Raw genomic sequence first — 20529 nt, 5'->3', positions numbered from 1 at the left:
AAAGAAAAAGCCCCGGCCGGATAGCCGGGGCTTGGATTGCAAGGCTGGATCGATCGGCTCGCTGGAGGCGCTTAGTCGCGCTGGCCGAGCAGCTGCAGGAGCAGCGTGAACAGGTTGATGAAGTTCAGGTAGAGCGACAGCGCACCAGTGATTGCCGCACGCTCTGCCATCACGCCACCCTGCGAGGCGTAGCCGTAGATGTAGTCGTTCTTCAGCCGCTGGGTGTCCCAGGCGGTGAGGCCCGCGAACACCAGCACGCCGACCACCGACACGATGAACTGCAGCGCCGAGCTCGCCAGGAACAGGTTGACCAGGCTCGCGATGATGATGCCGATCAGACCCATGAACAGGAACGAGCCCATGCCGCTCATGTCACGCTTGGTGGTGTAGCCGTAGAGGCTCAGCGCACCGAACGTCGCCGCGGTGATGAAGAACACGCGCACGATCGAGGTGTGCGTGTACACCAGGAAGATCGACGACAGCGACAGACCCATCAGCGCCGAGAACACCCAGAACAGGAGTTGGGCGGTCGCGGGCTGCAGGCGGTTGATGCCGGCCGAGATGACGAACACCATCGCCAGAGGGGCGAGGATGAACAGCCACTTCAGCGGGCTCACGAACATCGCATAGCCGAACTGCGTCAGATAGGCGTTGCCGAACTTGGCGACGGCGGCGGACTGGTCAGTGGTCACCGCACCCATGTAGACGCCGAGCGCGGCAAGGCCGGTGATGGCCAGGCCTATGCTCATGTAGTTGTAGATGCGCAGCATGTAGGCGCGCAGACCGGCGTCGACGGCCGCAGCGTCAATGCGCCCGGCGGCCCGGCCGAAAGGAGAAGCGTAGTTGCGGTCTAGGTCCGACATGGTCGAATTCCCGTGGTTGGTCCCGGTGGAGCGCAAGGGATTTGCGGCGCCGGTCGTAAATCTATCTCAGATGGCTCGGTTTGCGGAACATTAATTCCGTGTCATTCAAACCGACTATCCGACCCGATTGGTATGTGGGAAATTAACACATCCGACGCAAGCTTCCACGCGCGGCCGAATGTCGCTCTACCCTAGCGTTACAGGCAAAAACGGCGCTCGCGCCGCTACATTTTGTCACAAATTCCGCAACACTGAGGCCGGCTTCTGGTTTAGCGCGAGCAGCGTCCCGGCGAGCCCCAGTCCGACCGTGACGACCAGCGCGGCGACCACGACCAGCGCGGCGCTGCCGGCCTGCCAGACAAAACTCAGCGTCATCAGCCGCGTCACGATCAGCCAGGCCGCGATCGAGCCGGCGATCACCCCGAACACGGCGGCTGCAAAACCGATCATCAGATACTCCAGCGCGTAGGCGCCGAGCAATCGCACCCGCGTGGCGCCGAGCGTCTTGAGAATCACGGCGTCATAGACGCGGTGGCGGTGTCCGGCGGCGAGCGCGCCGCCGAGCACCAGGATCGCCGAGATCAGCGTCACGGCGCTGGCGCCGCGGATCGCCAGCACCAGATTGCTGACGACGCTGCCGACCGTCTCCAGCGCCTCGCGGACCCGCACGCTGGTCACCATCGGGAACGCGTCGGCGACCTGCTTGATGATGCGCGCATCGTCGGCGGAATCGGCGTGTGGTTCCGTCAGGGTCGCGACATGGCTGTGCGGCGCGCCCTTGAAGGCATTCGGCGAGAACACCAGCACGAAATTGATGCCGAGGCCCTGCCAGTCGATGTTGCGCAGGTTGGCGATCTTCGCCGGCACGTCGCGGCCGAGCACGTTGACGACGATCTCGTCGCCGATCTTCAGGGACAGGCCGTCGGCGATCTTCTTCTCCATCGAGACCAGCGGGGGGCCGCTGTAGTCCGGTCCCCACCATTCGCCCTCGACGATCTTCGAGCCCTTGGGGATTTCGCCGGTATAGGTCAGGCCGCGGTCGCTCTGCAGCACCCATTCCGAATCGACGGACGGCTTGAGCTGGTCGGCCTTGACGCCGCGCGCGGCCACGATGCGCCCGCGCAGCATCGGCACGTCCTCGACGGTCGAGCCGGCGGCGATCTTGGCCAGGAAGGCATTGAAGCGGTCGGCTTCGGTGGAGGGGATGTCGATGAAGAAGAACGACGGCGCCCGCTCGGGCAGGGCGGCGAGGAATTGCCGGCGCAGATTGCCGTCGATCTGGGTGATGGTGACGAGCACCGCGAGCCCCAGCCCCAGCGACAGCACCACCGACGGCGTCAGCGCGCCCGGCCGGTGGATGTTGGCGATCGCGAGCCGCAGCATGGTCATGCGGCTGCGCGGCAGCCGCCGCGCCACCGCCATCAGGAGCTCGGCGATTCCGCGCAGCAGCAGGAACACCGCGATCGACGAGGCGACGAACACGGCGGCGACCCGCTTGTCATAGGCAAGCCCGATCGCGACGCCGATCAGGAGCGCGATCACCACGGCCATCAGCGCCAGATAGCTCCAGCGCGGGCGATGCCACTCGCTGGCGACGGTCTCGCGGAACAGCGCGGCGACCGGCACGTCATGCACGCGGCCGAGCGGCCACAGCCCGAACGCCAGCGCGGTGAGCTGGCCGTAGATGAAGGACAGCGCGAGCTCGTCGGGATGCAGCGCGGGCACCACCGGCAGCGGCAGCAGCTTGCCGAACAGGCCGACGATGACGAAGGGCAGCGCGGCGCCGAGCACGAGCCCGATCACCGAGCCGATCCCGGCCAGCACCACCACCTGCGTGCAGTAGATCGTGAAGACGTCGCGGCCGGTGGCGCCGAGCGCCTTGAACGAGGCGATGACGTCGCGGCGCCGGTCGATATGGCTCTTCACCGCGTTGGCGACGCCGACACCGCCGACCAGCAGCGCCGCGAGGCCGACCAGGGTCAGGAACTGGGTGAAGCGGCTGATCGTGCGTTCGAGCTGCGGCGAGGCATTGCTGCGGCTGCGGACCTCCCAGCCGGCCTCCGGCGCGGCGCTGCGTGCACCGTCGATCAGCGCGGTGGTGGCGCGATCGTCGTTGGCGCCGTCAGGCAGTTTCACCCGGTAGATCCAGCGCACCAGGCTGCCCGGTTGCAGCAGGTCGGTGGCGTGCAGGCTGGCTTCGCTGATCAGGAAGCGCGGACCGAGGCCGACGCCGCCGGCGAGCTTGTCGGGCTCGGCCACCACCACGCTGCGGATCTGGTAAGTCGCACTGCCGATGGTGACGCGGTCGCCGAGCTTCAGGTCGAGCCGCGCCAGTAACGTCGAATCGGCGGCCGCGCCATAGGCGCCGTCGCGTTCGGCGAGCAGATCGGCGACCGGCATGTTCGGCTCGAGCGTCAGCTCGCCGAGCATCGGATATTTGCCGTCGACCGCCTTGAGCTCGACCAGGGCCAGCTTGCCGTCATTGCTGCGCGCCATCGCACGGAGCGTGGCCGCGATCGAAACCTCGCCGCGCGTGCGCAGATAGGCGACCTCGCCGGGCTTGGCCTCGCGCGAGATCAGCGAGAACGCGGCGTCGCCGCCGAGCAGCGTGCGTCCCTCGCGCGACAGGCCGTCGCCAAGGCTGGCGGCGACCGAGCCGACGCCGGCAATCGCCATCACGCCGAGCGCGATGCAGGCGATGAACACGTAGAAGCCGCGCAGGCCGCCGCGCAATTCGCGCAGCGCGTAACGGAAGGCAAGCGACGACGCGCGGCCCTGCAGCGCGACTTCTGACGCAATGCTCATGTGGTGGCAAAGCTCATGTAGTTGATTGTCCGTCGATGCGGCCGGAGCGCAGCCGCACGACGCGGTCGCAGCGCTGCGCGAGCGCGAGATCGTGCGTCACCAGCACCAGCGTCATGCCGCGCTCGGCGTGCTTGGTGAACAGCAGGTCGACGATCTGCTTGCCCGTCGTCTCGTCGAGATTCCCGGTCGGCTCGTCGGCAACGAGGATCGCGGGATCGGGCGCGAGCGCGCGCGCGATCGCGACGCGCTGCTGCTCGCCGCCGGAGAGTTGCGTCGGATAGTGATGCAAGCGCTCGCCGAGCCCGACCGATTGCAGCTCCTGCGCGGCGCGCGCGGCCGCATCGGGATTGCCGGCGAGTTCGAGCGGCACCGCGACATTCTCCAGCGCCGTCATGGTCGGGATCAGATGGAACGACTGGAAGACGATGCCGACCTGGCGGCCGCGGAAGCGCGCCAGCGCATCTTCATCGAGGGCATTGAACGAGGTGCCGTTGACGACCACTTCTCCACTGTCAGGACGTTCGAGCCCCGCCATCACCATCAGCAAGGTCGACTTGCCCGAGCCCGACGGGCCGATCAGGCCGATGGCCTCACCCGCCGCCACACGAAGGCTGATATCTTTGAGGATATGGACCCGTGCCGCGCCGGTGCCGAGCGAGAGATTGACGTTCCTGACGGCAATGGTGTCCGGCTCGACGTCGGTCAGTGAAGAGGATTCGATGAGACTGTCCATGGTTCGGTCATATGGCACTTCCGCGGCTGCGGTCGAGGGCCGGTTGAGAATCTTCGTGCACATACTCGTGTTGCTTATGGGCTTGATGACGGCGGCCAGCGCGCAGACGCCAGGACCGGAGAACGGCCCGGAGAAAGGCCCGGCGAAGCCGATCAAGATGGTGGTACTGGGCGATTCCCTGAGCGCCGGGTACGGCCTCCCGGGCCCGGCGGCGTTCCCGATCCGGCTGCAAAAGGCGTTGGAAGCCAAGGGGATAAAGGTCGAGATGAGCAATGCCGGGGTGTCCGGCGACACCGCCTCCGGCGGCCGCGAGCGGCTCGACTGGTCGGTGCCTGATGGAACCGATGCCGTGATCGTCGAGCTCGGCGCCAACGATGCCTTGCGCGGCATCGATCCCGCCGTCACGCGTGCCGCGCTCTCCGACATCATCACAAAGTTGCAGGCGCGCAAGATCGCCGTGCTCTTGTGCGGCATGCTCGCGCCACCGAACTATGGCAGTGAGTATGCAGCGAAGTTCAACGCAATCTATCCGGATCTCTCGAAGTCCCTTGGCGTGCGGCTCTATCCGTTCTTCCTCGATGGCGTTGCTGCCGATGCCAAGCTCAACCAGGCTGACGGCATGCATCCGAAGGCGGAAGGTGTGGACATCATCGTGAAGAATATCCTGCCCACGGTGGAGGCATTTCTCGGCGCAATATCAGGGCAACGCAGCTGAAACGCAGGCAGCGAGCCGGGTTGTGTCCGTAGGTTTACGAGCTGTTAACGGGTCATGCTTCGCAGAGTCACATATCTCGGGTACAAATAGGCATCGGTGATTCGTCACCGGGCTGTTACAGGGTGCGGGCTCCCAAAACCCGCGCCAAGCATCGAGGATTAATGCGATGCCGCGTCTGTTCACTGGACTGGAAATTCCGGCCGAGATCGGCCAGACACTTTCCAATTTGCGTGGCGGCCTTCCCGGCGCACGCTGGATCGATCCCGAAAATTATCACGTCACTCTGCGCTTCATCGGCGACATCGATGGCCTCTGGGCCAACGAGATCGCGACGATGCTGTTTCGGGTGAACCGAAAACCGTTCGAGGTCAAATTGCAGGGCCTGTCGAGCTTCGGCGGACGCAAGCCGCGCGCGGTGGTTGCCGCCGTCGAGCCGAGCCGGCCGCTGATCGAACTGCAGGCCGAGCTCGAGCGGATGATGCAGCGGATGGGGCTCGATCCCGAGGGCAGGAAATTCACGCCCCATGTCACGCTGGCGCGTCTGCATGACGCGTCGAGCCAGGACGTCGCGGATTATCTGTCGGTGCGCGGCTACTTCCCGAGCCGCAGCTTCATGGCGGACCGCTTCGTGCTGTTCTCGTCGCGCGCGTCGACAGGCGGCGGCCCCTATGTGGTCGAGGATTCCTACGCGCTCTGCGCGTGAGCCTCTTCACCTCGCCCCGCTTGCGGGGAGAGGTCGGATCGCATCGAAGATGCGATCCGGGTGAGGGGGTACAGGTCCGTCGATAGAGCGCGTCGGGTGGTGAGAGCCCCTCACCCCAGCCCTCTCCCCGCAAGAGCGGGGCGAGGGAGAGGAAAGTGCATACCCACCGGCACAATTCACGACTTGCAATTTGCCGCGCACTAGGGCCGTAAGGTGGGCTCATGCTGTCCACCTCGCCCAGTTCCTTTCTCGAGCACTACAAGTCCCTGGTCGCCTCCGGCGCGATCGAGGCCGATCCCGCGCAAGCCCGCGCCGCCGAGGCGTTCGGCGCGTTGGATGAGCGGCTCGCGAGCTACAAGCCGCAGCGGAAGCAGGGCCTGTTCGGGCGGCTGTTCGGCGGCGACAAGGACGACAAGCCGCCGCGCGGGCTCTACGTCCACGGCGAGGTCGGTCGCGGCAAGACCATGCTGATGGATCTGTTCTTCCAGCAGAGCCCGGTCGAGCACAAGCGCCGCGCGCACTTCCACGAATTCATGGCCGAGGCGCACGAGCGCATCTACGGCTACCGCCAGCAGATCGCGCGCGGCGAGATCGTGGACGGCGACGTGATCGCACTCACCGCGCAGGCGATCTTCGACGAAGCCTGGCTGCTCTGCTTCGACGAATTTCACGTCACCGACATTGCGGATGCGATGATCCTCGGCCGGCTGTTCGCAAAGCTGTTCGATCTCGGCACCGTGGTGGTCGCGACGTCGAACGTTGCGCCTGACGATCTCTACAAGGGCGGTCTCAATCGCGCGCTGTTCCTGCCGTTCATCGCGCAGATCTCCGACCACATGGACGTGCTGCGGCTCGATGCGCGCACCGACTTCCGGCTGGAGAAACTCGTCGGCGTCAAGATGTGGCTGGTGCCCGCGGATGAGGCGGCCGATGCCGCGCTCAACGCGGCCTGGCGCAAGATGACCGGCAATGCCCCGTGCAAGGCGCGCCTCATTCCGATCAAGGGACGCATCCTGAACGTGCCCTGCTCGGCGCACGGCGTCGCGCGCTTCAGCTTCATGGACATCTGCGAGAAGCCGCTGGCCGCGTCCGACTATCTCAGGCTCGCGCACGACTACCATACGATCCTGATCGACCACATTCCGGTGATGGACTACGCCGAGCGCAATGCCGCCAAGCGCTTCATCTCGCTGATCGACACGCTCTATGACAATGCCGTGAAGCTGATGGCCTCGGCCGAGGCCGATCCGGTGTCGCTGTACCTTGCGACCGACGGCGTCGAAGCGATGGAGTTCAAGCGCACGTCCTCGCGCCTGATCGAGATGAGTTCGGAATCCTACCTGGCGCTGCCGCACGGTCGGAAGGACTCCTCCGCGAGCGGCGCGTCGACCGGCCTGGTCGAGACCTGAAATTTCAGCCTCGAAATTTCGTCTTGCGCGCGGTCCGGTTCGGAGCAACTTTTCGTGTCTCCGGGGCGGATGTTGCTGGCATGCCTGATCGAATTCCAGGCAGGGCCCGCAATCGGGCAGGCCGCGACTTGAATGGATCATTCGAAAGGGATAACCACCCTTGCAACCGACTTCCCTCCCTCCCGTACACAGTTCAAAGGACTGATTTCCCATGGCACGCGACAAGATTGCTCTGATTGGCTCCGGACAGATCGGCGGAACGCTGGCGCACCTCGTCGGCCTTAAGGAACTCGGAGACGTCGTGCTGTTCGATATTGCCGAGGGCGTGCCGCAGGGCAAAGCGCTCGACATCGCGCAGTCGTCGCCGGTCGACGGTTTCGATTCCAATCTGGTCGGCGCAAATTCCTATGAAGCGCTCGACGGCGCCAAGGTCTGCATCGTCACCGCCGGCGTGCCGCGCAAGCCCGGCATGAGCCGCGACGATCTCCTCTCCATCAACCTCAAGGTCATGGAGCAGGTCGGCGCCGGCATCAAGAAGTACGCGCCCGACGCGTTCGTCATCTGCATCACCAACCCGCTCGACGCCATGGTGTGGGCGCTGCAGAAGGCCTCGGGCCTGCCGCACAAGAAGGTGGTCGGCATGGCCGGCGTGCTCGACTCCGCGCGTTTCCGCTATTTCCTGGCCGACGAATTCAACGTCTCGGTCGAGGACGTCACCGCTTTCGTGCTCGGCGGCCATGGCGACACCATGGTGCCGCTGACCCGCTACTCGACTGTCGCCGGCATTCCGCTGCCCGACCTCGTCAAGATGGGCTGGACCTCGCAGACGCGCATCGATGAGATCGTCGATCGCACCCGCAACGGCGGCGCCGAGATCGTCAACCTGCTCAAGACCGGCTCCGCATTCTACGCGCCGGCCGCGTCCGCGATCGCGATGGCCGAGAGCTATCTGAAGGACAAGAAGCGCGTGCTGCCCTGCGCCGCCTATCTCAACGGCGAGTACGGCGTGAAGGACATGTATGTCGGCGTGCCGGTCGTGGTCGGCGCCAAGGGTGTCGAGCGCATCGTCGAGATCGAACTGGCGGGCAAGGACCGCGAGGCTTTCGACAAGTCGGTCGGTGCGGTGCAGGGCCTGGTCGACGCCTGCAAGAAGATCGCGCCCGATCTGCTCGGCAAGTAATCTCGAATGGCAATGACCCGATAGGCGGTTTCAATCGTCTATCGGGTGCAAGGCGATGAAATTCCGGCGGATTTTTTAGTTGCGCGAGCTTTGGTATATGGTATGCCAGTCTCAAGGCTGACGTAAAAGGTCGCCGCACGAGGGTTTGGGAGCGTCTTTCCATGAATATCCACGAATACCAGGCCAAGGCTTTGCTGCATGAATTCGGCGTGCCGATCTCGCGCGGCGTGCCGGTGCTGAAGCCGGAAGAGGCCGACGCCGCGGCCAAGCAGCTGCCCGGCCCGATCTGGGTGGTGAAGAGCCAGATCCATGCCGGCGGCCGCGGCAAGGGCAAGTTCAAGGAAGCATCGGCCGGCGACAAGGGCGGCGTCCGCATCGCCAAGTCGGCCGCCGAGGTCGGCGAATTCGCCAAGCAGATGCTCGGCGCGACGCTGGTCACGGTGCAGACCGGTCCGCACGGCAAGCAGGTCAACCGCCTCTACATCGAGGAAGGCTCCGACATCGACAAGGAGTTCTACCTCTCGATCCTGGTCAATCGCGAGACCTCCGAAATCTCCTTCGTGGTGTCGACCGAAGGCGGCGTGAATATCGAAGAGGTCGCGCATTCGACCCCGGAAAAGATCGTCTCGTTCTCGGTCGATCCCGCGACCGGCATCATGCCGCATCACGGCCGCACGGTTGCCAAGGCGCTGAAGCTGACCGGCGATCTCGCCAAGCAGGCCGAGAAGCTGACCGGCCAGCTCTATGCCGCCTTCGCCGCCAAGGACATGGCGATGCTCGAGATCAATCCGCTCGTCGTCACCAAGCAGGGCCAGCTGCGCGTGCTCGACGCCAAGGTGTCGTTCGACAGCAACGCGCTCTATCGTCATCCGGACGTGGTCGCGCTGCGCGACGAGACCGAGGAAGACGCCAAGGAGATCGAGGCGTCGAAATACGACCTCAACTACGTCGCGCTCGACGGCACGATCGGCTGCATGGTCAACGGCGCCGGCCTCGCCATGGCGACCATGGACATCATCAAGCTGTACGGCATGGAGCCGGCGAACTTCCTCGACGTCGGCGGCGGCGCCAGCGTGGAGAAGGTCGCGGCCGCGTTCAAGATCATCACCGCCGATCCGAACGTGAAGGGCATCCTGGTCAACATCTTCGGCGGCATCATGAAGTGCGACGTGATCGCCGAGGGCGTGGTCGCCGCGGTGAAGCAGGTCGGCCTCAAGGTGCCGCTAGTGGTGCGCCTTGAAGGCACCAATGTCGAGCAGGGCAAGAAGATCATCCGCGAGAGTGGCCTCAACGTCCTGCCCGCCGACAACCTCGATGACGCTGCACAGAAGATCGTGAAAGCCGTCAAGGGAGGCTAACGATGGCCGATCATCTCGACGCTCCGACACCGCTGGACGAACACCGCAAGCTCGCGGCGTTTGCGGGCGAGTGGAGCGGCGAAGAGATGGTCTATCCGTCGCGCTGGACCGCCGGCGGTCCGGCCACCTCGCATGTCGTTGCGCGCATCGCGCTCAACGGCTTCTACCTGATCCAGGACAGCGTGCAGACCCGCGACGGCAAGGAGAGCTTCGCCACCCACGGCGTGTTCACCTACGACCGCGACGATCGGGCCTACAAGTTGTTCTGGCACGACTCGCTCGGCTACTACCCGCCGTCGCCGGCGTCCGGTGGCTGGGCGGGCAAGTCGCTGATCCTGGTGCGCGGCTCGCTGCGCGGCAATGCCCGTCACGTCTACGAGGTCGTCGACGACAACACCTACAACATGAAAATCCAGTTCTCGCCTGATGCGGAAGGGTGGGCCGACGTGCTCACCGGCGTGTACCGGCGTGTTCACTGAAACCCTTCACCGATCGTCTCGCGAAAGCATCTCGAACCATGTCCATTCTGATCGACAAGAACACCAAGGTCATCTGCCAGGGCTTCACCGGCAAGAACGGCACGTTCCATTCGGAAGCGGCGATCGCTTACGGCACCAAGATGGTCGGCGGCGTGGCGCCGGGCAAAGGCGGCTCGACGCATCTCAACCTGCCGGTGTTCGACACCGTCGCCGAAGCGCGCGAGAAGACCGGCGCCGACGCCAGCGTGGTCTATGTCCCGCCGCCGGGCGCGGCGGACGCGATCTGCGAGGCGATCGACGCGGAGATCCCGCTGATCGTCTGCATCACCGAGGGCATCCCGGTGCTCGACATGGTGCGCGTGAAGCGCTCGCTGTCGGGCTCGAAGTCGCGGCTGATCGGGCCGAACTGCCCCGGCGTGATGACCGCCGGCGAATGCAAGATCGGCATCATGCCGGCCAACATCTTCAAGCCCGGCTCGGTCGGCATCGTCTCCCGCTCCGGCACCCTGACCTATGAGGCAGTGTTCCAGACCACCCAGGAGGGCCTCGGCCAGACCACCGCGGTCGGCATCGGCGGCGACCCGGTCAAGGGCACCGAGTTCATCGACATGCTGGAGATGTTCCTGGCCGACGAGAAGACCAAGTCGATCGTGATGATCGGCGAGATCGGCGGCTCGGCCGAGGAAGACGCCGCCCAGTTCCTCAAGGACGAGGCCAAGCGCGGCCGCAAGAAACCGATGGTCGGCTTTATTGCCGGTGTCACCGCACCTCCCGGCCGCCGCATGGGCCATGCCGGCGCGATCATCTCGGGCGGCAAGGGCGACGCCGGTTCCAAGACCGCGGCGATGGAAGCCGCCGGCATCAGGGTGTCGCCGTCGCCGGCGCGCCTCGGGCACACGCTCGCGGAGATGCTGAAGTAACCGCCGTCCGGCGAAGTTCCCTTCCAGATTTGGCGTGTTTCGGGCGGGTTCTCCTTGGGGAACCCGCTTTTTTATTGCGTTTTGTCGCCAGAATACCGATCACTAAAAAATGAAAACAAGTTCATTTCTTAGTTCTTTTAGGCAGGAATATCTGTCCTAGATAGGGTAAAGGGTATCAATCCAGCCGGCGCACTTCCAGACCGGCATCAGCGCCGTCTCCTACGCGCGAACCGAAAAAATCACCAGGACTGCCCATGTCTCGCCAAGACGCGAACGCCGCTTTTGCACTCTCATCATTCCTGCAGGGCACCAACGCCGCCTACATCGACGACCTCTACGCCCGCTACGAGCAGGACCCGTCGTCGGTCGACGCCGAATGGCAGGATTTCTTCAAAAGCCTGAAGGACGCCCCGGCCGACGTCCAGAAGAACGCCGAGGGCGCCTCGTGGGGCCGCGACAACTGGCCGGTGACGCCGCGCGACGAGCTGACCTCCGCGCTCGACGGCAACTGGGCCCAGGTCGAGAAGGCGGTCGGCACCAAGCTCGCGGCCAGGGCGCAGGCCAAGGGCGCCGAGCTGTCCGATGCCGACGTCCATCAGGCCACCCGCGATTCGGTTCGCGCGCTGATGCTGATCCGCGCCTACCGCATGCGCGGCCATTTCCACGCCAAGCTCGATCCGCTCGGCATCGAGGCGCCGCGCGACCGCGAGGAGCTCGATCCGCGCTCCTACGGCTTCACCGAGGCGGACTTCGATCGCAAGATCTTCCTCGACCATGTGCTCGGCCTCGAATACGGCACGCTGCGCGAGATCGTGCAGATTTGCGAGCGCACCTACTGCCAGACGCTCGGCGTCGAGTTCATGCATATCTCCAACGCCGCCCAGAAGGCGTGGATCCAGGAGCGCATCGAGGGGCCGGACAAGGAGATCTCGTTCACGCCCGAGGGACGCCGCGCGATCCTCAACAAGCTGATCGAGGCGGACGGCTTCGAGAAGTTCTGCGACACCAAGTTCACCGGCACCAAGCGCTTCGGCCTCGACGGCGGTGAATCGCTGATCCCGGCGCTCGAGCAGATCATCAAGCGCGGCGGCAATCTCGGCGTAAAGGAGATCGTGGTCGGCATGCCGCATCGCGGCCGCCTCAACGTGCTGACCCAGGTGATGGGCAAGCCGCACCGTGCGCTGTTTCATGAATTCAAGGGCGGTTCGGCCAATCCGGATTCGGTCGAAGGCTCCGGCGACGTCAAGTATCACCTCGGCGCCTCCTCGGACCGCGAGTTCGACGGCAACAACATCCATCTGTCGCTGACCGCAAATCCGTCGCATCTGGAAATCGTCGATCCGGTCGTGATGGGGAAGGTGCGCGCCAAGCAGGACCAGCACGGCGATCCGCCGGATATGCGCATCTCGGTCCTGCCGCTTTTGATGCATGGCGACGCGGCCTTCGCGGGCCAGGGCGTGGTGGCGGAATGCTTCAGCCTGTCGGATCTGAAGGGCTACCGCACCGGCGGCTCGCTGCACTTCATCGTCAACAACCAGATCGGCTTCACCACCTATCCGCGCTACTCGCGTTCGTCGCCCTATCCGTCCGACGTGGCGAAGATGATCGATGCGCCGATCTTCCACGTGAATGGCGACGATCCGGAGGCCGTGGTGTTCGCGGCCAAGGTCGCGATCGAATTCCGGCAAAAATTCCACAAGCCGGTCGTCATCGACATGTTCTGCTACCGGCGCCACGGCCACAACGAGGGCGACGAGCCGGCGTTCACCCAGCCGGTGATGTACAAGAAGATCGCGTCTCACCCGTCAACGCTGGAGATCTACGCCAAGCGGCTGGTCGCTGACGGCGTGTTGACCGAGGGCGAGGTCGAGAAGGCCAAGGCCGACTGGCGCGCGCGGCTCGACGCCGAGCTCGAAGCCGGCGCCGGCTACAAGCCGAACAAGGCCGACTGGCTCGACGGCAAGTGGGCGGGCTTCAAGATCGCCGACCAGGAAGAAGACGCCCGCCGCGGCGTCACCGGCGTCGACCTTACGGTGCTCAAGGACATCGGCCGCAAGATCACCAGGGTGCCGGACGGCTTCCGCGTCCACCGCACCATCCAGCGCTTCCTCGACAATCGCGCCAAGGCGATCGACAGCGGTGTCGGGATCGACTGGGCCACCGGTGAGGCCTTGGCGTTCTGCACGCTGCTGCAGGAAGGCCATCATGTGCGCCTGTCCGGGCAGGATTCCGAGCGCGGCACCTTCTCGCAGCGCCATTCGGTGCTGATCGACCAGGAGGACGAGAGCCGCTACACGCCGTTCAACCATCTCGGCGGCGAAGACACCGGCCACTACGAGGTCATCAACTCGCTGCTGTCGGAAGAGGCGGTGCTCGGCTTCGAATACGGTTACTCGCTGGCCGAGCCGAACGCGCTGGCGCTCTGGGAAGCGCAGTTCGGCGACTTTGCCAACGGCGCGCAGGTGGTGTTCGACCAGTTCATCTCGTCGGGCGAACGCAAGTGGCTGCGCATGTCGGGCCTCGTCTGCCTGCTGCCGCACGGCTACGAAGGGCAGGGACCGGAGCACTCCTCCGCGCGCCTCGAGCGTTACCTGCAGATGTGCGCCGAAGACAACATGCAGGTGGTCAATCCGACCACGCCGGCGAACTACTTCCACGTGCTGCGGCGCCAGCTGCATCGCGAAATCCGCAAGCCGCTGATCTTGATGACGCCGAAGTCGCTGCTGCGCCACAAGCGCGCCGTGTCGCAGCTCGAGGAGCTCGGCAAGAACGCCACGTTCCACCGCATCCTGTACGATGACGCGCAGATGCTGCCGGACGAGAAGATCAAGCTGGTGCCGGACGACAAGATCCGCCGCGTCGTGCTGTGCTCCGGCAAGGTCTATTACGATCTCTACGAGGAGCGTGAGAAGCGCGACATCGACGACATCTATCTGATGCGCGTCGAGCAACTCTATCCGGTGCCGCTGAAGGCGCTGGTGCAGGAGCTCGGCCGCTTCAAGAACGCCGAAGTGGTCTGGTGCCAGGAGGAGCCGCGCAATATGGGCTCCTGGCACTTCATCGAGCCCTATCTGGAATGGGTGCTCAACCAGATCCACGCACCCAACAGGCGTCCGCGCTATGCCGGCCGTCCGGCATCGGCGGCAACCGCGACTGGCCTAATGTCGAAACATCTGGCGCAGCTCAAGGCGCTGCTCGACGACGCACTGAACTAACGACCTTCATTGACCATGCCCCGCGAAAGCGGGGCATCCGGTATCCCGCGTCATCCAGCAGAAGTGCTGTCGTCACGGAGTACCGGATCGCTCGCTTTGGCGGGCGGTGGTGGACAGTTTCACGACTGCCAATTTTGCGACCGCAAGGTTATCGAGGAAAAGACCATGACTGAAATTCGCGTTCCAACGCTCGGCGAATCCGTGACCGAGGCCACGATCGGCCGCTGGTTCAAGAAGGCCGGTGAAGCCGTCGCGGTGGACGAGCCGTTGGTGGAGCTGGAGACCGACAAGGTCACGATTGAGGTGCCCGCGCCGGTCGCCGGCACGCTCGGCGAGATCATCGCCAATGACGGCGAGACCGTCGCCGTCGGCGCGCTGCTCGGCCAGATCAATGACGGCGCGGCCGCGGCCAAGCCCGCTGCCGCCGCTGCTGCTGCTCCCGCCAAGGCCGCTGCGCCGGCTGCTGCCGCCGCGCCGAAGGCGCCGCCGGCGGATGCGCCGCTGGCACCCTCGGTCCGCAAGCTGTCCGCCGAAAGCGGCATCGATGCGTCCACCGTACCCGGTTCGGGCAAGGACGGCCGCGTGACCAAGGGCGACATGCTGGCCGCGATCGAGAAGGCCGCCTCGGCGCCGACCCCGGTCAACCAGCCGGCCGCCGCCGTGCAGGTTCGTGCGCCCTCGCCGGCCGACGATGCCGCGCGCGAGGAGCGCGTGAAGATGACGCGGCTGCGCCAGACCATCGCGCGCCGCCTCAAGGACGTGCAGAACACCGCCGCGATGCTGACCACCTTCAACGAGGTCGACATGACCGAGGTGATGAAGCTGCGGGCCCTCTACAAGGACACGTTCGAGAAGAAGCACGGCTCGAAGCTCGGCTTCATGGGCTTCTTCACCAAGGCGGTGGTGCAGGGGCTGAAGGACATTCCGGCGGTCAACGCCGAAATCGACGGCAGCGACCTGATCTACAAGAACTACTATCACATCGGCGTTGCGGTCGGCACCGACCGCGGCCTCGTGGTGCCTGTGGTGCGCGACTGCGACCACAAGTCGATCGCCGAGATCGAGAAGTCGATCGCCGACTACGGCCGCCGCGCCCGTGACGGCCAGCTCAAGATCGACGAGATGCAGGGCGGCACCTTCACCATCACCAATGGCGGCATCTACGGTTCGCTGATGTCGACGCCGATCCTGAATGCGCCGCAGTCCGGCATCCTCGGCATGCACAAGATCCAGGAGCGGCCGATGGTGGTCGGCGGCAAGATCGAGGTGCGGCCGATGATGTATCTGGCGCTGTCCTACGACCACCGCGTCATCGACGGCAAGGAAGCGGTGACCTTCCTGGTGCGCGTCAAGGAGAGCCTGGAGGATCCGGCCCGCCTGGTGCTGGACCTCTAAGGTCGTATCGCGCGCGGCGTCCGATTGGGCGCCGCGATCTGTTGGGTGCTCACATTTGGGGATCAAAGTGACGGATAAGGTCGTTGTCATCACCGGCGGCAGCCGCGGCATCGGCCGCGCCACCGCGCTCGCTGCCGCCGCGCGCGGCTATCGCATCGTGGTCGGCTATGCATCCAACAAGACCGCGGCGGACGAGGTCGTCGCCGCGATCGAGGCCAAAAACGGCAAGGCGATCGCGGTGAAATGCGATGTCGGCAGCGAGCAGGACATCCTGGCGCTGTTCAAGGCGGCCGACGGCTTCGGCACGCTCGGCGCGCTCGTCAACAATGCCGGCATCGTCGGCAAGAGCGGCGTGCGCGTCGACGAGATGTCGGCCGAGCGCATCCAGCAGATGATGGCGGTGAATGTCACCGGCAGCATCCTGTGTGCGCGCGAGGCGGTGAAGCGCATGTCGACCAGGCATGGCGGCAAGGGCGGCGTCATCGTCAACCTGTCCTCGGTCGCGGCAAAGCTCGGCGCGCCCAACACCTATGTCGACTATGCCGCCTCCAAGGGCGCGATCGATTCCTTCACGATCGGCCTCGGCTACGAAGTCGCGAATGAGGGCATCCGCGTCGCCGGCATCCGGCCCGGACTGATCGACACCGACATCCACGCCGCGGGCGGCGAGCCCGATCGCGCGCATCGGCTTGCCCATATGGTGCCGATGAAGCGTGTCGGCACGGCCGATGAAATCGCCAACGCCATCGTCTGGCTGATCTCGGACGAGGCTTCCTATGTCACCAGCGCGATCCTCGACGTGTCGGGCGGTCGCTAGCACACGATCAAGAGCGGGCGGCGGTCTGCCGTCACGATCGCGCCCGCGTAATTGTCACAGAGCTTAGCTACAGGACCTTCTATCATGGCTTCTTACGATCTCGTCGTCATCGGCACCGGCCCGGGCGGATATGTCTGCGCGATCCGCGCGGCGCAACTCGGCATGAAGGTCGCCGTCGTCGAGAAGGACGCGACGCTGGGCGGCACCTGCCTCAATGTCGGCTGCATGCCGTCGAAGGCGCTGCTGCACGCCTCCGAGATGTTCGAGGAAGCCGCGCACTCCTTCGCCAAGATGGGCGTCAGCGTCTCGGCGCCGAAGCTCGATCTGCCCTCGATGATGAATTTCAAGCAGCAGGGCATCGACGGCAACGTCAAGGGCGTCGAGTTCTTGATGAAGAAGAACAAGATCGACGTGCTCAAGGGGACCGGCAAGATCCTCGGTGCCGGCAAGGTCGAGGTCTCCGGCGGCGGCAAGTCCGAGACCGTCGAGACCAGGAACATCGTGATCGCCACCGGCTCCGATATCGCCCGCCTGAAGGGCATCGACATCGACGAGAAGCGCATCGTGTCGTCGACCGGCGCGCTGTCGCTGGAGAAGGTGCCGGAGAAATTGTTGATCATCGGCGCGGGGGTGATCGGCCTCGAGCTTGGCTCGGTCTGGCGGCGTCTCGGTGCGGACGTCATGGTCGTGGAATTCCTCGACCGCATCCTGCCCGGCATGGATGGCGAGGTGGCAAAGCAATTTCAGCGCATGCTCGAGAAGCAGGGCTTCGTCTTCAAGCTCGGCGCCAAGGTCACCGCGGTCGATACCTCCGGCAAGACGCTGCAGGTCAAGGTCGAGCCGGCCGCCGGCGGCGCTGCGGAAACTATCGAAGCCGACGTCGCGCTCGTCTGCATCGGCCGCGTGCCCTACACCGAGGGCCTCGGGCTGAAGGAGGCCGGCGTCGCGCTCGACAATCGCGGCCGCGTCGAGATCGACGCGCACTTCTCGACCAACGTGAAGGGCATCTATGCGATCGGCGACGTCGTGGCCGGGCCGATGCTCGCGCACAAGGCGGAAGACGAAGGCGTTGCTTGCGCGGAGATCATCGCGGGCCAGGCCGGCCACGTGAACTACGACGTCATCCCAGGTGTTGTGTATACCACGCCGGAAGTGTCGTCGGTCGGCAAGACCGAGGAAGACCTCAAGCAGGCTGGCGTCGCATACACCGTCGGCAAATTCCCGTTCACGGCGAACGGCCGGTCCAAGGTCAATCAGACCACCGATGGCTTCGTGAAAATTCTCGCAGATGCGAAGACGGATCGGGTGCTTGGCGTCCACATCGTCGGCCGCGAAGCCGGCGAAATGATCCATGAAGCCTGCGTTCTGATGGAATTCGGCGGATCGGCCGAGGATCTGGCACGCACCTGCCACGCGCACCCGACCCGTTCGGAGGCGATCAAGGAAGCCGCGCTTGCGGTGGGCAAGCGCGCCATCCATATGTGATGATCGAACGTCCGGCGTCAGCCGGGTTGAGATCATAGCGATGCTGCGCCGCCTGCTTCAGCCGTTCTGGGTCCTGCTTGCGATCGTCTTCCTGGTCGAGGCTTGGCTATGGGACCACCTCGAGCCGATCGTGGCGCGGGTGGTCGCGTGGATTCCGCTCCGCGCGCTCAAGCAATGGCTTGCCGACCGGGTCGATTCGCTGTCGCCGGCGATGACGCTGATCGTCTTCGTCGTGCCGGTCATCCCGCTGTTTCCGCTCAAGCTGATCGGGCTCTGGCTGCTGGCGAACCAATACTGGTTCAGTGCGGTCTCGCTGATCCTGTTCGCCAAGTTCGTCGGTGTCGGCGTGACGGCCTTCCTGTTCGACGTGACGCGGCCGAAACTGCTGGAGATGCCCTGGTTCGAGGCGCTCTATAATTTCGTGATGGCACTGCGGGCCAAGGCCACCGCGCTGGTCGAGCCGACCAAGCGACGCATTCGCGAGATGATCCGTGGCGACGGCGAGGGCTGGGCGGCCCGCACGCTGCGCGTGATCGCGCGCTTCCGCAAAAGCGTGCATCAGACCAGCAAGCCTCTTTGATCAAAACTTTCTATTCCGTCATCCTGAGGAGCGCGTAGCGCGTCTCGAAGGATGCACGGCCCGGCCGGTGGCCGTCGATCCTTCGAGACGCGCGCAAGGGCGCTCTCCTCAGGATGACGGTTCGAAAGCGGCGCGCTGCACTCAATGCAGATGAAGCAAGTGCGGCTGGAACAGGCCGAGCGCCGTCATCACGATGCCGGCGAGCGTCACCAGGCCGGACACCCAGGCCAGCGCGAGGATGCCCGTGATGATGGTCGCCGATGCCAGCACGATGGCGATCTGGAACGCAGCAGAGGCAAGCTCGAAATGATGATATTTCGCGGTGGCCTCGTCGCGCTCATGCTCGGCGTGCTTGGCGCGTTCGGAGAGCTGCTCTGAACCCTCGCCGGTTTCCGGCTCTGAGCGGTAGCGCGCCGCGGTCTTCTGCCAGTCGTCGATCTGCTTCTGCAGCGCAGCCCTGGCCGCCTCGTCGGTGGTGGTCGCGAGGTTCAGCTTGCCCTGTTCGGCCGCGGTCTGCACCGCGGTCCGGCGGATGCTCTTGGCCTGGAAGAAGGCCCACAGGTTGGAGGCCTCGACATTCTTGCTGATCGATTCGGTCTGGGCGCCCTTGCCGAGCGTTTCCGACAGCGCCAGGCACAGGGCGATCACGGCGATCAGGAGCGCGATCTTCTTGTTCTCGCCCGAAGCATGCTCGGCATGCTCCGCGTGCTCCATACTTTCATGTGCGCTCATGATTCCCCTCCAGATGCGACTGCGCCACGATTGCCGAATGCGGTGCACAAGGCAAGGGGCGGGCGGCTTGGAGTAGCCGTCTGAAGATGAACGGCGCATGACGGCGGGCCAAAGCTCGCGCTTTATTTTGAATCCAGACCTGGGTGCTCAGCCGCGCGGATGCGCGGAGCGATAGACTTCGAGCAGGCGCTCGCTGTCGATGCCGGTGTAGATCTGCGTGGTCGACAGCGATGCGTGGCCGAGCAATTCCTGGATCGCGCGCAGATCGCCGCCACGGCTGAGCAGATGCGTGGCGAAGGAGTGCCGCAGCGCATGCGGCGTTGCGCTGTCGGGCAGGCCGAGCGCGCCGCGCAGCCGTTCCATGGTGAGCTGGATGATGCGCGGGCTCAAGGGGCCGCCGCGCGCGCCGACGAACATCGGCCCCGCGGGGCTGAGCTGATGCGGGCAGATCGCCGCATAGTCCGCGATCAATTGCAGCACGTTCTGCAGCACCGGCACCATGCGGGTCTTGTTGCCCTTGCCGGTCACCACGAGCACGTCGCCTTCGCCGGGCTTCGGCACGTCGCGGCGCTTCAGCCCCAGTGCCTCGGAGATGCGCAGGCCCGAACCATAGAGCAGCGCCATGACGGCGGCGTCACGCACCAGGATCCAGGTCTCGCGGGTCTCGTCCGCGCGCTCGTCGGCATCGGCAAAGCGTTTCGCTGCTTCCATGTGAATCGGCTTCGGCAGGCTCTTCGCCACCTTGGGCGCGCGGATCGCCGAGAGCGCGCCGACTTTGCCCTTGCCTTCGCGTTCCAGGAAGCGTCCGAACGAGCGCAGGCCCGCCAGTGCCCGCATCAGCGATCGCCCGCCGATCTCCTCGGTTCGGCGCATCGCCATGAAGGCGCGCACATCGCTTGCCTCGAGCGCGGAGAATGCCTTAAGCGTCACCCGCGCGCCCCAGTGCCCGGCCAGGAAGGCGAGGCATTGGCGCACGTCGCGGGCATAGGCCTCGAGCGTCTTCGGCGACAGCCGCCGCTCGGCACGCAGATGCGACAGCCAGCGCGTCATCTCCTGCGTGACCGATGCGTCGGCGCAGTCGAGTTCGAGCGGTGGGATGGGCTGATCGGTCCGGGCCATCTCTTAAGGGCTATTGGCGCT

General features: G+C 65.1%; 17 protein-coding genes. 12 read left to right on the top strand and 5 right to left on the bottom strand.

All coding sequences use genetic code 11. From position 1 onward, the window contains the following. Nucleotides 1-71: 71 nt before the first annotated feature. The 3 genes from IF803_RS12485 to IF803_RS12475 form a co-directional block, all read right to left on the bottom strand. Entirely contained in the window at nt 72-863 is a 792-nt protein-coding gene (locus IF803_RS12485; protein WP_021078796.1) for a Bax inhibitor-1/YccA family protein, read from the bottom strand. 234 nt (nt 864-1097) lie between these two features. Then, entirely contained in the window at nt 1098-3668 is a 2571-nt protein-coding gene (locus IF803_RS12480; protein WP_461192321.1) for an ABC transporter permease, read from the bottom strand. A 13-nt stretch (nt 3669-3681) separates the two neighbouring features. Further along, the gene (locus IF803_RS12475) at nt 3682-4401 is read right to left on the bottom strand and encodes an ABC transporter ATP-binding protein (RefSeq protein ID WP_028336302.1); all 720 of its coding nucleotides are present in this window, start codon (nt 4399-4401) and stop codon (nt 3682-3684) included. 55 nt (nt 4402-4456) lie between these two features. On the opposite strand from IF803_RS12475, the gene IF803_RS12470 reads away from it, so the two are divergent. The 12 genes from IF803_RS12470 to IF803_RS12415 all read left to right on the top strand — a co-directional run bounded on the left by IF803_RS12470 (nt 4457) and on the right by IF803_RS12415 (nt 18657). Continuing rightward, entirely contained in the window at nt 4457-5116 is a 660-nt protein-coding gene (locus IF803_RS12470; protein WP_461192360.1) for an arylesterase, read from the top strand. Nucleotides 5117-5282: 166 nt separating this feature from the next. Beyond that, nucleotides 5283-5819: an RNA 2',3'-cyclic phosphodiesterase gene (gene thpR / locus IF803_RS12465; RefSeq protein ID WP_092121595.1), complete on the top strand. Its 537-nt coding sequence runs from the start codon at nt 5283-5285 to the stop codon at nt 5817-5819. A 221-nt stretch (nt 5820-6040) separates the two neighbouring features. Further along, the gene (zapE, locus tag IF803_RS12460) at nt 6041-7228 is read left to right on the top strand and encodes a cell division protein ZapE (RefSeq protein ID WP_461192320.1); all 1188 of its coding nucleotides are present in this window, start codon (nt 6041-6043) and stop codon (nt 7226-7228) included. Between the two features lie 211 nt (nt 7229-7439). After that, on the top strand, nt 7440-8408 hold the full coding sequence (gene mdh / locus IF803_RS12455) for a malate dehydrogenase (RefSeq protein WP_038384693.1): 969 nt from the start codon (nt 7440-7442) through the stop codon (nt 8406-8408). Between the two features lie 161 nt (nt 8409-8569). Next, nucleotides 8570-9766, top strand: coding sequence for an ADP-forming succinate--CoA ligase subunit beta (gene sucC / locus IF803_RS12450; RefSeq protein WP_028340816.1), 1197 nt, complete (start codon nt 8570-8572; stop codon nt 9764-9766). 2 nt (nt 9767-9768) lie between these two features. Next, entirely contained in the window at nt 9769-10245 is a 477-nt protein-coding gene (locus tag IF803_RS12445; RefSeq protein ID WP_304498127.1) for a DUF1579 family protein, read from the top strand. Nucleotides 10246-10283: 38 nt separating this feature from the next. Further along, nucleotides 10284-11165: a succinate--CoA ligase subunit alpha gene (gene sucD / locus IF803_RS12440; RefSeq protein ID WP_028340814.1), complete on the top strand. Its 882-nt coding sequence runs from the start codon at nt 10284-10286 to the stop codon at nt 11163-11165. A gap of 254 nt (nt 11166-11419) precedes the next feature. Beyond that, on the top strand, nt 11420-14380 hold the full coding sequence (locus tag IF803_RS12435; protein WP_028340813.1) for a 2-oxoglutarate dehydrogenase E1 component: 2961 nt from the start codon (nt 11420-11422) through the stop codon (nt 14378-14380). Nucleotides 14381-14545: 165 nt separating this feature from the next. Further along, nucleotides 14546-15775 carry a 2-oxoglutarate dehydrogenase complex dihydrolipoyllysine-residue succinyltransferase gene (gene odhB / locus IF803_RS12430; RefSeq protein WP_304498129.1) on the top strand — a complete coding sequence of 410 codons (1230 nt, stop codon included), beginning with the start codon at nt 14546-14548 and terminating at the stop codon, nt 15773-15775. A gap of 67 nt (nt 15776-15842) precedes the next feature. Next, nucleotides 15843-16592 carry an SDR family oxidoreductase gene (locus IF803_RS12425; protein ID WP_028340811.1) on the top strand — a complete coding sequence of 250 codons (750 nt, stop codon included), beginning with the start codon at nt 15843-15845 and terminating at the stop codon, nt 16590-16592. Between the two features lie 84 nt (nt 16593-16676). Continuing rightward, entirely contained in the window at nt 16677-18077 is a 1401-nt protein-coding gene (lpdA, locus tag IF803_RS12420; RefSeq protein WP_411779136.1) for a dihydrolipoyl dehydrogenase, read from the top strand. Nucleotides 18078-18117: 40 nt separating this feature from the next. Next, complete coding sequence (locus tag IF803_RS12415; protein WP_461192319.1) at nt 18118-18657, top strand: hypothetical protein; 540 nt, start codon at nt 18118-18120, stop codon at nt 18655-18657. A 141-nt stretch (nt 18658-18798) separates the two neighbouring features. Here the strand turns inward: IF803_RS12415 and IF803_RS12410 are convergent, their stop codons facing one another. Together IF803_RS12410 and IF803_RS12405 are read right to left on the bottom strand one after the other, a co-directional pair. Then, entirely contained in the window at nt 18799-19389 is a 591-nt protein-coding gene (locus IF803_RS12410) for a DUF4337 domain-containing protein (RefSeq protein WP_026192099.1), read from the bottom strand. Between the two features lie 147 nt (nt 19390-19536). Then, nucleotides 19537-20508, bottom strand: a complete 972-nt coding sequence (locus tag IF803_RS12405; RefSeq protein WP_411779138.1) for a tyrosine recombinase XerC — start codon at nt 20506-20508, stop codon at nt 19537-19539. Nucleotides 20509-20529 lie beyond the last annotated feature (21 nt).

The sequence above is a fragment of the Bradyrhizobium sp. UFLA06-06 genome (assembly GCF_054820065.1).
The sequence above is the reverse complement of the archived record's forward strand: the minus strand, read 5'-3'. Positions and strand labels throughout refer to the sequence as shown.

What these genes read in the sequence shown, in the direction of transcription:
- IF803_RS12485 (WP_021078796.1), bottom strand. Translation starts at nt 863, where the DNA reads ATGTCGGACCTAGACCGCAACTACGCTTCTCCTTTCGGCCGGGCCGCC.
- IF803_RS12480 (WP_461192321.1), bottom strand. Translation starts at nt 3,668, where the DNA reads ATGAGCATTGCGTCAGAAGTCGCGCTGCAGGGCCGCGCGTCGTCGCTT.
- IF803_RS12475 (WP_028336302.1), bottom strand. Translation starts at nt 4,401, where the DNA reads ATGGACAGTCTCATCGAATCCTCTTCACTGACCGACGTCGAGCCGGAC.
- thpR (WP_092121595.1), top strand. Translation starts at nt 5,283, where the DNA reads ATGCCGCGTCTGTTCACTGGACTGGAAATTCCGGCCGAGATCGGCCAG.
- zapE (WP_461192320.1), top strand. Translation starts at nt 6,041, where the DNA reads ATGCTGTCCACCTCGCCCAGTTCCTTTCTCGAGCACTACAAGTCCCTG.
- mdh (WP_038384693.1), top strand. Translation starts at nt 7,440, where the DNA reads ATGGCACGCGACAAGATTGCTCTGATTGGCTCCGGACAGATCGGCGGA.
- sucC (WP_028340816.1), top strand. Translation starts at nt 8,570, where the DNA reads ATGAATATCCACGAATACCAGGCCAAGGCTTTGCTGCATGAATTCGGC.
- IF803_RS12445 (WP_304498127.1), top strand. Translation starts at nt 9,769, where the DNA reads ATGGCCGATCATCTCGACGCTCCGACACCGCTGGACGAACACCGCAAG.
- sucD (WP_028340814.1), top strand. Translation starts at nt 10,284, where the DNA reads ATGTCCATTCTGATCGACAAGAACACCAAGGTCATCTGCCAGGGCTTC.
- IF803_RS12435 (WP_028340813.1), top strand. Translation starts at nt 11,420, where the DNA reads ATGTCTCGCCAAGACGCGAACGCCGCTTTTGCACTCTCATCATTCCTG.
- odhB (WP_304498129.1), top strand. Translation starts at nt 14,546, where the DNA reads ATGACTGAAATTCGCGTTCCAACGCTCGGCGAATCCGTGACCGAGGCC.
- lpdA (WP_411779136.1), top strand. Translation starts at nt 16,677, where the DNA reads ATGGCTTCTTACGATCTCGTCGTCATCGGCACCGGCCCGGGCGGATAT.
- IF803_RS12415 (WP_461192319.1), top strand. Translation starts at nt 18,118, where the DNA reads ATGCTGCGCCGCCTGCTTCAGCCGTTCTGGGTCCTGCTTGCGATCGTC.
- IF803_RS12410 (WP_026192099.1), bottom strand. Translation starts at nt 19,389, where the DNA reads ATGAGCGCACATGAAAGTATGGAGCACGCGGAGCATGCCGAGCATGCT.
- IF803_RS12405 (WP_411779138.1), bottom strand. Translation starts at nt 20,508, where the DNA reads ATGGCCCGGACCGATCAGCCCATCCCACCGCTCGAACTCGACTGCGCC.